The organism is Corynebacterium sp. CNJ-954 (assembly GCF_001942345.1).
Classification (GTDB): Bacteria; Actinomycetota; Actinomycetes; order Mycobacteriales; family Mycobacteriaceae; genus Corynebacterium.
Genome location: NZ_MKKI01000041.1, coordinates 171,127 through 183,955 on the forward strand (window position 1 = coordinate 171,127; position 12,829 = coordinate 183,955).

14 protein-coding genes and 2 pseudogenes are annotated in these 12,829 nt (G+C 65.5%); 10 read left to right on the plus strand and 6 right to left on the minus strand.

Annotation, left to right across the window (positions count from 1 at the left end; genetic code table 11):
• The first annotated feature begins 14 nt into the window (after positions 1 to 14).
• From BJF89_RS12255 to BJF89_RS19165, 5 genes are all read left to right on the plus strand, one after another.
• Entirely contained in the window at positions 15 to 1,211 is a 1,197-nt protein-coding gene (locus BJF89_RS12255) for an aminotransferase class V-fold PLP-dependent enzyme (RefSeq protein WP_075815242.1), read from the plus strand.
• Positions 1,212 to 1,222: 11 nt separating this feature from the next.
• The gene (gene pepE, locus BJF89_RS12260) at positions 1,223 to 1,951 is read left to right on the plus strand and encodes a dipeptidase PepE (protein WP_075815243.1); all 729 of its coding nucleotides are present in this window, start codon (positions 1,223 to 1,225) and stop codon (positions 1,949 to 1,951) included.
• The gene (locus BJF89_RS12265; RefSeq protein ID WP_075815244.1) at positions 1,951 to 2,895 is read left to right on the plus strand and encodes a DUF1177 domain-containing protein; all 945 of its coding nucleotides are present in this window, start codon (positions 1,951 to 1,953) and stop codon (positions 2,893 to 2,895) included. Before pepE ends, BJF89_RS12265 begins: the two co-directional genes overlap by 1 nt.
• A 64-nt stretch (positions 2,896 to 2,959) precedes the next feature.
• The gene (locus tag BJF89_RS12270; RefSeq protein WP_222843842.1) at positions 2,960 to 4,192 is read left to right on the plus strand and encodes an OPT/YSL family transporter; all 1,233 of its coding nucleotides are present in this window, start codon (positions 2,960 to 2,962) and stop codon (positions 4,190 to 4,192) included.
• Positions 4,102 to 4,590, plus strand: coding sequence for a hypothetical protein (locus BJF89_RS19165; RefSeq protein WP_222843843.1), 489 nt, complete (start codon positions 4,102 to 4,104; stop codon positions 4,588 to 4,590). Before BJF89_RS12270 ends, BJF89_RS19165 begins: the two co-directional genes overlap by 91 nt.
• Before the next feature lie 26 nt (positions 4,591 to 4,616).
• Here BJF89_RS19165 and BJF89_RS12275 read toward each other — a convergent pair whose 3' ends face one another.
• Both BJF89_RS12275 and BJF89_RS12280 read right to left on the minus strand, forming a co-directional pair.
• Positions 4,617 to 5,549, minus strand: coding sequence for a hypothetical protein (locus BJF89_RS12275; RefSeq protein ID WP_139312025.1), 933 nt, complete (start codon positions 5,547 to 5,549; stop codon positions 4,617 to 4,619).
• Between the two features lie 88 nt (positions 5,550 to 5,637).
• A complete protein-coding gene (locus BJF89_RS12280; RefSeq protein ID WP_075815246.1) occupies positions 5,638 to 6,393 on the minus strand; it encodes an SDR family oxidoreductase in 756 nt (251 codons plus the stop codon).
• An 83-nt stretch (positions 6,394 to 6,476) separates the two neighbouring features.
• Between BJF89_RS12280 and BJF89_RS12285 the strand changes: the two genes are divergently transcribed.
• Both BJF89_RS12285 and BJF89_RS18900 read left to right on the plus strand, forming a co-directional pair.
• Positions 6,477 to 7,154, plus strand: a complete 678-nt coding sequence (locus tag BJF89_RS12285) for a TetR/AcrR family transcriptional regulator (RefSeq protein ID WP_255372631.1) — start codon at positions 6,477 to 6,479, stop codon at positions 7,152 to 7,154.
• Between the two features lie 34 nt (positions 7,155 to 7,188).
• Positions 7,189 to 7,365, plus strand: a complete 177-nt coding sequence (locus BJF89_RS18900; protein ID WP_158026063.1) for a hypothetical protein — start codon at positions 7,189 to 7,191, stop codon at positions 7,363 to 7,365.
• 13 nt (positions 7,366 to 7,378) lie between these two features.
• Here BJF89_RS18900 and BJF89_RS12290 read toward each other — a convergent pair whose 3' ends face one another.
• Positions 7,379 to 8,074, minus strand: coding sequence for a GntR family transcriptional regulator (locus BJF89_RS12290; protein ID WP_075815247.1), 696 nt, complete (start codon positions 8,072 to 8,074; stop codon positions 7,379 to 7,381).
• A gap of 268 nt (positions 8,075 to 8,342) precedes the next feature.
• Here BJF89_RS12290 and BJF89_RS18655 point away from each other — a divergent pair.
• The 3 genes and pseudogenes from BJF89_RS18655 to BJF89_RS12300 all read left to right on the plus strand — a co-directional run.
• A pseudogene (locus tag BJF89_RS18655) lies at positions 8,343 to 8,646 on the plus strand (PTS transporter subunit EIIC); the annotation flags it as partial.
• A pseudogene (locus BJF89_RS19170) lies at positions 8,631 to 8,825 on the plus strand (glucosamine-6-phosphate deaminase); the annotation flags it as partial. The pseudogenes BJF89_RS18655 and BJF89_RS19170, both read left to right, overlap by 16 nt.
• A gap of 29 nt (positions 8,826 to 8,854) precedes the next feature.
• Entirely contained in the window at positions 8,855 to 10,015 is a 1,161-nt protein-coding gene (locus BJF89_RS12300; RefSeq protein ID WP_075815248.1) for an N-acetylglucosamine-6-phosphate deacetylase, read from the plus strand.
• Here BJF89_RS12300 and BJF89_RS12305 read toward each other — a convergent pair.
• From BJF89_RS12305 to BJF89_RS12315, 3 genes are read right to left on the minus strand one after another with little or no spacing between them, the layout of a single operon-like run.
• A complete protein-coding gene (locus tag BJF89_RS12305; RefSeq protein WP_075815249.1) occupies positions 9,996 to 11,153 on the minus strand; it encodes an acyl-CoA dehydrogenase family protein in 1,158 nt (385 codons plus the stop codon). The genes BJF89_RS12300 and BJF89_RS12305 overlap by 20 nt on opposite strands.
• 30 nt (positions 11,154 to 11,183) lie before the next feature.
• Positions 11,184 to 11,612: a thioesterase family protein gene (locus BJF89_RS12310; RefSeq protein ID WP_075815250.1), complete on the minus strand. Its 429-nt coding sequence runs from the start codon at positions 11,610 to 11,612 to the stop codon at positions 11,184 to 11,186.
• Positions 11,605 to 12,822: a CaiB/BaiF CoA-transferase family protein gene (locus tag BJF89_RS12315; RefSeq protein WP_083650761.1), complete on the minus strand. Its 1,218-nt coding sequence runs from the start codon at positions 12,820 to 12,822 to the stop codon at positions 11,605 to 11,607. The genes BJF89_RS12310 and BJF89_RS12315 overlap by 8 nt, the downstream gene beginning before the upstream one ends.
• Positions 12,823 to 12,829: the final 7 nt, after the last annotated feature.

The following is a 12,829-nucleotide window of genomic DNA, read 5'->3' on the forward strand; positions in this document are numbered from 1 at the left end:
CGAAGGACCACCCCGTGACAGACGCACCACACGACGCATGCGGCGGCACACGCTATGCCTATTTCGATACCGCAGCAGCAGCCCCACCGGTCGACAAGGCCGTGGAAGCGGCCGTCAACTACCTCCGGACAACCGGAGATGTCGGCCCCTACCTTCCGTCATTCCGCGCCGACATCTACGACCGGGTAGAGGAGATCCGGGCTGACACCGCAACACTGCTCCAGGCCCGTCCGGAGGAAATCGCCTTCACCCGCAACGGCACCGAAGCCATCTGCTTGGTTGCCCGCGGACTGCACTGGCACGACGGTGACGAAATCATCGTCCCCGACACCGAAATGCTGAGCAACATCGCCATCTGGAGGATGCTCGAGAAAGAAGTCGGGGTCACCGTCGTTACCGTCGCAGCCGACTCCACCGGCGTTCTCGACGCCACAAAAATCAACGACGCAATCACCGAGCGGACACGTCTCGTGACGTTCACCTCCCTGTCTAACGTGACCGGCGTAGTCCAACCTGTCCGCGAGATCTGCGAGGTGGCCGCCGCCCGCGGAGTGCTCAGCCACGTCGATGCCGCACAGTCAGTAGGAATAATGCCCTCCGGATTCAACGACTGGGGCTGCGACTTCATCTCCGCCTGCACCAGAAAGGGGCTGCGCGGCATCGAAGGCTCCGGCATCCTCGCGGTGAGGAAACACCTGGTCAACGACCTGACGCCTACCCTCGCCGGGTGGTGGAACGCCAGCATCGACGCCTCCACAGGTGAGGTAACCTTCCCTTCGACCGCCCGGCGGTTGGAGGCGGGGTCACCCAACATCCCCGCCGTCCTCGCCTTAGGCGGTGCGCTCGAGTCAGCGTTGGACGCGGGCATCGGCCACATTGAAGCCACCGTCCACGAACTGACCACCTACGCCGCCACCGGCCTCCGCGCCATCCCCGAGGTGGACATCTACGGCCCCGAGGACGACTCCCGCCGACTGGGAATCATCCCGTTCAACCTCACTACGGTCGATTCGGACACGCTCACCACCACGCTGGAAGAGCGGGGGATCATCATCGAGTCCGGTCACTTCATGGCAGGACCGATTCTGGCGGGTTACGGCATCGAGAGAATGGCTCGGATCTCACTCAACTACTTCAACACCCACGAAGAAATAGACCGTCTCATCGACGCCGTCAACGACGCCCGCAGCACGGCTGCGGCCGACAGGTAAAGACACACAGCATGACACGTGCACTACTCATGAGCAGTTCCCGCAAAGACAACCTAGGCTACCTCGAGCACGCCGACCCCCAACTCCGGACCATCCTGGATGGAACGAGCCGTAAGGTCCTGTTCATCCCCTACGCCGCCGTCTCCTTCTCCTACGACGTCTACGAAGACCTCGCCTCCCCGGCCTTCAGCGCTGCGGGCGCCGAACTGACGTCCATCCACCGCTACAACGATCCGGCGTCAGCCGTCGAGAATGCCGATGTCATCGCCGTCGGCGGCGGGAACAGCTTCGCCCTCCTGAAACGACTGTACGACGCCGCCCTGGTCGACAGGATCCGGGAACGGGTACAGACGGGTCAGGCGTCCTACATCGGATGGAGCGCCGGGACGAATGTGGCGACGCCGAGCATCCGGACCACCAACGACATGCCGATCATCGAGCCACCGACGCTGTCCTCGATCGGGCTTGTCCCGTTCCAGATCAACCCGCACTTCATTCCCGGCAAACCTGTAGGCCACAACGGAGAGAGCCGCGAAGAACGCCTGCAGGAGTTCACAACGATCAACCCGACCGAGGACGTCCTCGCGCTCTACGAGGGCGGTGCCCTGTACGTCAACGGCAGCGACGCCACCGTCCTCGGCGAAAAGGACGCGCTCGTGTTCTCCCACGGCGCCGACCCCCACACCATCGACCGTCAGACCAGCTTCGCCCTGTCTGACCTGAAAGGACCGGTGAACTGATGTCACTGCGCGAAATCATGGACGTCTGCGACCTCATGGACGACCCGAGGCTGTCCGGTGAACGCGTCGCTGCCCTGCTGCGGGCACCGGACGCTCTCGGTGTGCAGGTGGAGATCAAGAGTGTCGCCTACGCAGAACCCGAAGACACCTCGGCCACCTGTGACTTCATCAAGGTCGTGATCCCGGGGGCCGACGGTGCCCGGGCCGGCGGCGATGCCCCGACGCTCGGCCTTGTAGGGCGTCTCGGTGCGCAACAGGCGCAACCGGAGAGAACCGGCTACGTCTCGGACGCCGACGGCTCGATCGTTGCCCTGGCCGCTGCCCTTCGGCTCATCCGTCTGGCCACCGCCGGCGGTCAACTCGACGGCGACGTCATCGTCACCACACATGTGGCGACCCGCGTGAGCATCACGCCACGGAAACCGGTCGATTTCATGGGGACACCGGTCAGCTCTGACCTCATGAACGCCTTCGAGGTCGACCCCGCGATGGACGCGATCCTGTCCTTCGACACCTCCAAGGGCAACCGGCTGATCAATCACCGTGGCGTGGCAATTTCACCGACGGCCCAGGCCGGCTATCTCCTCCCGGTCGCCGATGACCTGGTCACGCTGCTCGAATACGCGACCGGCGAGCCCGCCAGGACATTCCCGTTGGCACAGCAGGACATCACCCCCTATGACAACGGACTGCGGCACTTCAACTCGATCATGCAACCGACGGTCGCCACGCAGGCTCCGGTCGTCGGTGTCGCGCTCACCGCCAGAGCCGTCGTTCCCGGATCCGCCACAGGAGCCAGTTACGAATCCGCCCTCTTCGATGCCACCAGATTCGCCGTGCAGGCAGCCAAGCAGTTCGGCCGGGGTGAGCTCAGCTTCGTCAGTACCGATGAAGTCGACATCCTCACCGATCGCTACGGCAGCATGGACCGATTTCAAAAATAGGGACGCCGTGGCACGTGACCACACACGTGCCCGGTCTCCGCTCCTCCTCTGAGAAAGAGTCATCATGGATAAGACTCCCGTAGCGGATGACACCACTACAACATACTACCATCCCCGGGCCTTCGAACCCGGCGTCCTCATACTCTGCGTCCTGCTCAGCCTTCTCGGAGCCGTCATCGGCGTCCACCTGATCACCACCCTCGGCATCTCCGCGAACACCAGCGTCATCGGAGCCGTCATCGCCATGCTGATCGGCCGGGCATCCTACTTCGGGCTGACGAAGTTCAGGAACCCACACCGCCAGAACCTCCTGCAGACCGCAATCTCGACGGCTACATTCGCCGCAGCCAACGGGCTCCTGGCTCCCATCGCGATCCCGTACGCCCTCGGCCAGCCCGACCTCGTCTGGCCGATGCTGCTCGGTTGTTCCTTCGGTGTCGCCGTCGACATTTTCGTCCTCTTCCGGGCGTTCGGGTCCCGATTCCTCCCGGCGTCAGCCCCGTGGCCGCCCGGCGTCGCGTCAGCGGAGACGATCCGCGCCGGTGTCGTTGGAGGAAAAAGGGTCTTCATACTGGTCGGAGGTGCCGTCGTCGGCGTCGCCGGGTCACTGCTCTCCCTCCCGATGTCCGCGGCCGGTGTCGCCCTCATCGGCAATGTCTGGGCCCTGCTGATGTTCGCGATCGGACTCCTCATCTCCCAGTACGCTCCGATTCTCTGGGACATCAACCTCAGCGAACTCTACGTCGCACACGGCTTCATGATCGGAGCCGGTCTGGTCGCGCTGCTCCAGGTGGTCTGGATCATCGTCAAGTCCCGCACCGCATCCGGGAAGCGCTCGGAAGCCGACCGGCTCGACCATGTCGCGAAGGACGAGACCCTGGGATACACCATCACCGACACCGGCCTGGGCCGGGCGATCGGCACCGGCTACGTCCTGTTTGTTCTCGGAGCCCTGCTGATCGCCCTGATCGGCGGCGCGGCGTCGGACCTCTCTCTGTTGGGAATACTCGGCTTCATCCTCTTCGCGGGCGTCGCCGCGATGATCCACGAGTTGATCGTCGGCCTGGCCGCAATGCACGCCGGCTGGTTCCCCGCCTTCGCCGTGACGCTCATCTTCCTGATCATCGGTCTCTTCCTCAATATTCCCACCACACCGCTGGTTATCCTCGTGGCATACTGCTCAGCACCGGTCCGGCTTTCGCCGACATGGGATACGACTACAAGGCAGGTTGGATCCTCCGCCGCGAGGTACGTCCCTGGCGTTCCTATGAACTGGCCGGGCGCCGGGAGCAGCTGAAAGCTTCGGTCATCGCCATCGTGGTCGCGATAGGCGTCGTGGCCGTCTCATGGCAGGGACTGTTCAGCCAGGGAAACATCCCCCCATCGTCACACGTCTTCGCTGAGACCATCACCGCAGGAGTCTCCGATCCTCACGTGGCCGCCACCATGGCGCTGTGGGCGATCCCCGGAGCTCTCATCCAACTCGTGGGGGGTTCCACCCGGCAGATGGGAGTTCTCTTCGCCACCGGTCTCCTGGTGTCCACGCCACACGCGGGCGTCCTCGTCCTCATCGCCCTTGCAACCCGTGTCATCTGGCGCAGGTACCGCGGAGAACAGGACACCACCCTCGCCCTGGTCGGCGCTGGAATCATCGCCGGCGACAGTGTGTTCAACGTCGCCAAGGTCGCACAGTAACTCCCCGGACGCGGCTGGGGCCGTCTCTACCGCCGCGCTCGCGCAGTCTGGTCGTAGACGATGTAGTAGTCAGGGCGAACCAGGCCGCGATCACCGACCCGGAAGCCCTCACGCGCCCCTTGGTCGTCGCGCAGCTGCCCGTCGAGCCACGCCGTCATGAGGGTGAAGTAACGACCTTGGTAGTCCACCGGTCCCGTGGTCACAGGACCGAGATGATCGGCTCCACGTACACCGACGATCGTCTGGTGCTTGTGTTCTGCCAACGCATGCATCGCCTGGTGGGAGACACCACCGAGACCGTAGGGGTCTTTCTCCCCGTACATGATCAGAACAGGAAGGTTGTCAGGGACCAGGGGCTCCGCTGCATAGTAGTTCGCAGGCAGCCCCATGTTGACCGCTCCTGCCAGGCGGAACCCGGGAATCTTCGCACCGAGAACCCCCACCCCACCCTGTGTCGCCGACGCCCACAGCGATGCACCGGCGCCGGCGGAATAGCCGACGAGTGCGCTGCGCGAGAAATCTGCCTTTTGCGCGAGCGGTCCCGGGCGCCCCTGGGTGATCTCCAGACCGATACTGCTGAGGTGCGCCTCCGGGGTGGCGAAGGTGAGGTTCGCCGCCCCGTATCCGATACGGACGGTATAGCCCCGCGAGGCGAGCTTCTTGGCGTAGGTCTCACCGAAGAACCGTCCGTCTCCTCCCACACCGGCGGTCATCAGCACGAACGGGAATTTCTGATCCGGATTCGACGACCGGGGAACGTAGTCCCGGTGGCCGAATTGGAGCACGGGCACTCCGCCCGGCCCGAATGGCGGGGGAGCCCATTCGCCGTATTCGGCGACACTGTAGTTGCCGCCGCCAGAGTAGCCCGGGTAGTCGGCCGCGTAGGCGGTCGCAGAGAATGCGATGATCCCGGTGAGGGCCAGCGCGGCGGCCCGACGGAGAACCTTGAGGTGAATCATGGTTCCCATTCTTACGGCGAGCAGCGTAAGCGCCATATCGGTGTTACAGAATCACCGCGAGCTATAAAAACCGGTGATCCCGGCGCTGTCACCGTGTGGTGTAGCCACCGTTGGCGAAGATCGTCTGACCGGTGATCCACCAACCTTCAGTCGCCAGGAACCTGATGATCGGTGCGATGTCCTCGATCTGGGTGAGCTGGTTCCCCATGGCCTGGGATTTATGGAACTCAACCCGTTCCGGCGTCTCCTGACCGTAGAAGAACGGCGTGTCCATCGGTCCCGGCGCGACGGCGTTCACCGAGATACCGCGGTCGGCGAACTCCTTGGAGGCCGCACGGGTGAAGTGCTCCACCGGGGCCTTTCCACCTGCATAGGTGGAGTACCCGTCGGTGAAGGCGGCCAACAGGGCAGTGACCACGGTGATGATCTTGCCGTCGTCAGCGAGGTGGCGGCCGGCCTCCTTGAGGAAAAAGTAGGCGGCCTTGGCGTTGATGTCGAGCATCGAGTCGTACTCGTCCTCAGTGGTGTCGACAATAGGTTTCCGCAGGACCTTCCCGGCAGTGTTCACTGCGACATCGATCCTCCCGACTGCCTTTTCCGCTTTCTCGAAGAGCGCGGCGACATTCTCCGGGGAGGTGAGGTCCGCCTGCAGGACCGCCCCCTGGACACCTTCGGCCTCAACGGCCGCGAGGGTGGTCTCGGCCTCTCCACGGGAGCTGTCGGAGTTGTAGTGGATCACCACGTTCGCACCTGCAGCTGCGGACTGGCGTGCCACCAGGCCTCCGAGGTTCTTACCACCACCGGCGATCAGGACGTTCTTTCCCTTGAGTGTGCGTTCAGTCATGGCGCCTTCCTATGTCGTGTACAGAGCTTACATATCGCCGACATGTGTTCATATATCGGTGATATGTGCGCTACCGTAGCAGCATGGGCAAGGACATGTCGACAGGTACGAGGGAAAAGTTGATCGCCGCAGCCGCGGACATGATCGCCCGCTCCCCCGGCGAAGACTTCTCATTGCGGGCGGTGTGCGAGGTCGTAGGCGTCAAACTTCCGACCGCGTACCATTTCTTCGGTTCCAAGCAGGGACTCGTCGATGCCGTCGTCGAGCACGGCTTCGACATGTACATCTCCGAGAAACAGGCCATGGAATGGTCCGGTGATCCGATCCAGGACATCCGCACCGGATGGGACGCTCACGTCGACTTCGGCCTGGCGAATCCAGGCTTCTATGCCCTGATGTACGGCAAAGTCCAGCCCGGCCACGCGCCGGCGGCCCAGTCCCGCCCCGACGAGATCCTACTTGGACTGACAACACAGGCTGCAGAACAAGGACGACTGATTGTTTCTCCGGAACAGGCCAAGGCACACATCCTGGCGACGAACATCGGCGTCACCCTCCGTCAGATCATCCAGGGCGTTCCGAACCCGTCTCTCTCGGCGTCTGTCCGCGAGGGAGTCATCAGTGCAATCACCGGTACCGCACCCGAGGTGACAACCTGGACAGCCACGCCCTTTCCACGGCAGCGGAACTTGCCGCCGCTCACCCGGGTGTCCTCGGCACCGCCGAAACCCGGTTGCTGCAGGAATGGCTTCAGCGCCTGAAAGAGAACGTCCCCACCACCCGAGGAGGAACCCCGTGAACCCCGGCACCATGAATATCATAGCCTGGACTGCCGAGCTCGTTGGACTGGTCATCGTCCTGCTCGGAGTCCTCAGCGTCCTGCCCGACCGGTTTCTCGCCGCCGGTCTACTGCTGATGGTCCTCGGCATTTTCGCCAAACTCCGGGCCAACCGGATGACCCGGAAGGACTGACACTCCGGTCGCCCTACAGCCTCCGCCGCGAGACGAACCGGTACCGGTCACCGCGGAACGCCGACTCGGTCCACTCCACCGGGCGGCCCCCCTCACCGAACCCGGTGCGATGGACCAGGAGCAGAGGCAGGCCGGTCGTGACCCCCAGCAGGTCTGCACGCACCGGGTTGCATGGGATCGTCTCCACCACGTCCTCGACCTCCACGATCCCCATGCCGTACTCGTCGGCCATCATCCGGTACAGCGAGTCCTGGGCCTCCAGTCGTTCCGTCAGCTCCGTGAGGTCACCCGGCAGATGCACAGTCTCGTGCGCCAGCGGTTCGCCGTCCACCGTGCGCAGCACCTCGAAACGGGTGATCACGGAGCCTGCGTCAAGCTGCAGGTTCTCCCGCACGGTCTCGGACGCCTCCTCGCAGCGTGCGGACACGACCACCCGTCCCGGCCGCCACCCCTGGGACACCGCATTGCTGGAGAACGACACCTGAGGGAGCAGCAGCATTTTCGGGGAGGTCACGAAGGTTCCGCGCCCCTGTGTCCGCTCAAGCCGTCCGTCAGCGACAAGTTCAGCGATCGCCTGCCGCACAGTCGTCCGCGACGTGGAGAAATGCCCGGCGAGTTCACGCTCGGTGGGTACCGCGGCCCCGGGTTCAAGACCGGCGATGAGCTCGAGGATCTGGTTCTTGACCAGGTAGTACTTGGGCACCTTCATGGGTACACCGTAGCTGTATTGGTGTAGACCAAACAATCACCGGTCCGACGTGACCCTTGACACAGTTAATTGGTCTAGTCCAATATTATCGGTACTGGTCCAGAGCTGCCCCTCCACAGCCCCGGACATCCCCTGACGCGAGGAGTCTCCCGTGACCACCCCAGCCACCACATCAGCTCCCGATCCGGCAGGACCTGCCGCCGGGAAGAAGCGCAAGGGCGTGCGCATTCCCGGATTCGCCCAACTGCAACGGCTCGGCAAGAGCCTCATGCTGCCCATCGCACTGCTCCCGGCAGCCGGAATCCTGCTCCGCCTCGGGCAGGACGACATGCTCGGCGGCACCGACATCCCGGTCATCGGGCCGTTCTTCGACACGATGAGCGCCGCCGGCGACGCCCTCTTCGCGAACCTCGCCATTCTCTTCGCCGTGGGTGTCGCCATCGGCTTCGCGAAGAAGGCCGACGGCTCCACCGCACTCGCAGCCGTCGCCGGTTACCTGGTCATGGCGGCCGTGTTCGAGAACATGTCCCCGGTCGTCCTCGAAGGTGTCGAGGATGCGGCCGGGCAGAACAAGGCCGAAGCCGTCCACCAGCTGGCAGAAGGTGGCGTCAGCGCCCTGTGGCCGGCGACGATCCTGCAGCACCACCCGCACGTCTCCGTACTGGTCGACGAGGCGGCCGCAGGACGTCTCCAACTGGCGAACTACTACCGCCAGACCTACGCCGCCAAGCCCGTCTGGCAGGGACTGTGACCCCCGCGACCCCAGCGTCGCCCGCGACCATGCTCGTCACCGCAGACGTCCTGGTCACCGGCGAGGAGGTGCTGCGTCCCGGTTGGATGGAGATCACCGGCGGCACCGTCGCCGCTCTCGGCCGGGGCGAGCCGCCGCGGCCCACCACAGACGGTGACCTGGCGTTCGGCGCGGCAACCGTCGTCCCCGGGTTCGTCGACATGCACGTCCACGGTGGAGGTGGCGGCGCATTCCCCGTCGCCACCGACGAGGAGACCGCGACCGCCGTGGCGATGCACGCCGCCCACGGGACGACCACCATCATGGCCTCCCTGGTCTCCGCCCACCCCGGTGAACTGCTCCGCGAGGTCGACGTGCTGTCCGGGCACGTCCGCGACGGTCTGGTCGGCGGTATCCACCTCGAAGGGCCGTGGCTGGCACCGTCGAAGAAGGGTGCACACGACCCCACGGCACTGCGTCAGCCCGGGCACCCGGACGCCGGGGAGCTCAGCCGGGTCCTCGACACCGCCCGCGGCACGGTACGCATGGTCACCCTCGCCCCGGAACTGGACGGGGCCCTGGACGCTGTCCGGCAGGTCGTCGACGCCGGTGCGGTCGCCGCCGTCGGACACACCGACGCCTCCTACGAGCAGACGCTCTCCGCCATCGACGCCGGCGCACGGGTGGGGACCCACCTGTTCAATGCGATGCGTCCCGTCCACCACCGCGAGCCCGGGCCCGTCACCGCCCTGGTCGAAGACCCGCGGGTCACCGTGGAGATGATCGGTGACGGGGTGCACCTGCACCCCTCGCTCTACCGTGGTGTCTGTGACCTCGCCGGACCAGACCGTGTCACTCTCGTCACCGATGCCATGGCCGCCGCCGGCATGCCCGACGGCAGCTACCGGCTCGGCACACTCGGCGTCGACGTGTCCGGCGGCGTCGCGCACGTGGCGGGCACCGACACGATCGCCGGCAGTACCGCCACCATGGACCAGCTCTTCCGGTTCGCCGTCCGCCACAGTTGCGCGGGTCCCGACGCAGCACTGCTGCAGGCGGTCCGCCAGACCTCGGTGAACCCGGCACGGACAGTGGGCTTCCCCACCGTGGGCCTGCGTGTCGGGGGACGCGCGGACGTGGTCGTCCTGGACGCCGGTCTGCAGGTCACCACCGTTCTCCGGGGTGGAGAGGTCATTTCCCCGCGTTCTTGAGCAGCTGGCGGGCCAGCACCAGCTTCTGGACCTCACTGGTTCCCTCGTAGATCCGGAACAGGCGGGCGGCCCGGTAGAACCGTTCCACCGGCACGGTGCGCATGTACCCCATGCCGCCGTGGATCTGGACGCCCCGGTCGGCGACCCGACCGAGCATCTCACTGGCGTAGAGCTTCGACGCCGACGGGCCGAGCTTGCGGTCGGTGCCGTCGCGGTAGTCGCGGGCGGCGTCCAGGGCGAGTGCCCGGGCGGCACGGAGTTCGGCGTAGGACTCCCCGATCATCCCCTGGACCAGCTGGAATGTTCCGATGGGCTGCCCACCCTGGGTGGCGGTCGCAGCATGCTGCACCGATTCGTCGAGAATGCGCTGGGCCTGGCCCACACAGATCGCGGAGATGTGCAGCCGGCCCTTCGCCAGGGACGCCATCGCCGCCCGGAATCCGCCCTCCTCCTGCCCACCGATCAGTCGGTCGGCGTCGACCACGACGTCGTCGAAGAACAGCTCACTGGTCCAGGCACCCTCCTGGCCCATCTTCCGGTCATGCGGGCCCACGGTCACACCGGGCGCGTCGGTGTCCACGAGGAACGCCGAGATCCCTTTTGTCCCGCTGGCGGACGGGTCCGTCCGGGCGAAGACGACCAGCACCTGCGACAACTGAGCGTTCGTGATGAAGCGTTTCGACCCGTTGATCCGGTAGGTCGAGCCTTCCTTCACCGCGGTGGTGCGCATCCCGCCCGGGTCGGATCCCGCACCGTCCTCGGTCAGGGCGAAGGAGGCGACGACCTCGCCGGAGGCGAGCTTCGGCAGCCACGCCTGCTTCTGCTCCTCGGTACCGTAGTTGACCAGCACCTGGCCGGCGATGCCGTTGTTCGTGCCGAAGAGGGAGCGGAACGCCGGGGTGGTGTATCCGAGCTCCATGGCCAGCTGCACGTCCTGCACCGGGTCGAGACCGAGCCCGCCGTACTCCTCAGGGATGGCCCAGCCGAACAGGCCCATCTGACGGGAGTCGGCGATGAGTTCGTCGGGTATCCGGTCGTCCTGCTCGATCTGCTCTTCCAGGGGGATGACCCGGTCGTGGACGAAGTCGCGCACCGCGTCGAGAATGTCCTTGAAGTCATCGGCGTCTACTGCACCCATGGCGTGTCCTTTCGTGGAGTCGGTGTCCGACTACCGTTCGTCGTTGAGGCGGGCCTGTTCCAGCGCCGCGCGGATGCTCCCGGTCAGTGGTGCCGGTCGCCGTGATTCCGGGTCGAGGACCACGATGACGGCATCGCCGTACGCGCGAACCTCCCCGTCCTGCAGGAGTTCATGGCTCACGGTGTAGGAGGTCCGTCCGATCCGGGACACCCACACCCTGCCGGTGACCGGCCCGTAGACGAGCTCCTTGTCGAAGACCGCGTTCAGTGCCCGCACCACCCGGGACGAGTCCGCGTAGATGCCGGGACCCAGCCATGTCCGCGTCGCCCGGACACGTGCCTCCTCCATCTGGGTGACCGCCCGGGCGTTGTTGATGTGACCGTTCGGGTCCTGGTCCGACCACCGGAAGTACATTTCCACGGTGAAAGGCGTCGAGGCCCGGTCCCGGTCGCTATTCATGGTGTCCGGCTGCGGTGTCGGACGCCGGTGCGGCGGCCACCGTCGCCACCGTCCGCGCAGGGGTCCGGCTGATCCAGTCCAGAACGTCCTGCTGGTCGCTACCGAGGGGCGGCGGTGCCTTGCGGTAGGTCACCCCGGTGCGCGAGTAGGAGATCGGGTTCTTGATCAGCGGAACGGCACTGTCCCCCTCCCCGACGTCGACGACCGGCGCAAGACCCAGTCCCCGGGCGAACTCGACACCTTCACCGATGCTCAGGATCGGTGCACAGGGAACCTTGACTGCCTGCAGGATGTCGAACCACTCCTCGGCGTCCCGTGAGCTCAGCCCGTCCTCGATGAGAGCACGCAAGGGCCCCCGGTAGACGTTGCGTTCGTGCACTGTGGCGAACCGTGGGTCGCTGGCGGCCCATTCAGCCCCCAGCTCCGTGACCAGCCGGGTGAACTGACTGTTGTTCCCGCAGCAGATGACGATGTCCCGGTCGCGTGCCCTGAACGGACCGTACGGGAACAGGCTCGGGTGTTCATTCCCCATCCGCATGGGTTCGTTTCCGCAGGCGGCGTAACCGGTCGTCTGGTTGACCAGACTCGACAACGCGGACGAGAACAGGTCGAGGACGACGTGCTGCCCCTGACCGGACGTTGCCCGCTCATGCACTGCCGCCAGGATCCCGACGACGGCGTGCATACCGGTGACGACGTCGAAGATCGCCACGCCGGTGCGTTGGGGCGGGCCGTCCTGGCTGCCGGTGACATGCATCATGCCGGACATGGCCTGCACGAGCAGGTCGTAGCCGGGCATGTCCGCCCCACCCTCCATCCCGAAGCCGGTGATGGAGGCATGGATCAGCTCCGGCCACCGGCGCGCCACGGACTCCGGGTCGAGCCCGAACCTGGCGAGGCCTCCGACCTTGAAGTTCTCGACGAAGACATCAGCACGGTCGATGATCCGGTAGGCGGTGTCGAGGTCCGCCGGGTCAGTGAGGTCGAGGACCACCGAGTCCTTGTTGCGGTTGACCGACAGGTAGTAGGTGCTCACACCGTCCCTGCTAGGAGGGGTCCAGTACCGGGTGTCGTCGCCCTGTGGCGCCTCGACCTTGATGACGGTGGCCCCCAGGTCGGCGAGCAGCATGGTGGCGTAGGGTCCGGCAAGCACCCGGGAGAAGTCGGCGACGACAAGACCGTCCAGGGGACCGGAGCTGAGGTGGGGGATCACGCGT

Coding starts and splice junctions, on each gene's coding strand:
- pepE (WP_075815243.1), top strand. CDS start 1,223: ATGACACGTGCACTACTCATGAGCAGTTCCCGCAAAGACAACCTAGGC.
- BJF89_RS12265 (WP_075815244.1), top strand. CDS start 1,951: ATGTCACTGCGCGAAATCATGGACGTCTGCGACCTCATGGACGACCCG.
- BJF89_RS12270 (WP_222843842.1), top strand. CDS start 2,960: ATGGATAAGACTCCCGTAGCGGATGACACCACTACAACATACTACCAT.
- BJF89_RS19165 (WP_222843843.1), top strand. CDS start 4,102: ATGGGATACGACTACAAGGCAGGTTGGATCCTCCGCCGCGAGGTACGT.
- BJF89_RS12275 (WP_139312025.1), bottom strand. CDS start 5,549: ATGATTCACCTCAAGGTTCTCCGTCGGGCCGCCGCGCTGGCCCTCACC.
- BJF89_RS12280 (WP_075815246.1), bottom strand. CDS start 6,393: ATGACTGAACGCACACTCAAGGGAAAGAACGTCCTGATCGCCGGTGGT.
- BJF89_RS12285 (WP_255372631.1), top strand. CDS start 6,477: ATGGGCAAGGACATGTCGACAGGTACGAGGGAAAAGTTGATCGCCGCA.
- BJF89_RS12290 (WP_075815247.1), bottom strand. CDS start 8,074: ATGAAGGTGCCCAAGTACTACCTGGTCAAGAACCAGATCCTCGAGCTC.
- BJF89_RS12300 (WP_075815248.1), top strand. CDS start 8,855: ATGCTCGTCACCGCAGACGTCCTGGTCACCGGCGAGGAGGTGCTGCGT.
- BJF89_RS12305 (WP_075815249.1), bottom strand. CDS start 11,153: ATGGGTGCAGTAGACGCCGATGACTTCAAGGACATTCTCGACGCGGTG.
- BJF89_RS12310 (WP_075815250.1), bottom strand. CDS start 11,612: ATGAATAGCGACCGGGACCGGGCCTCGACGCCTTTCACCGTGGAAATG.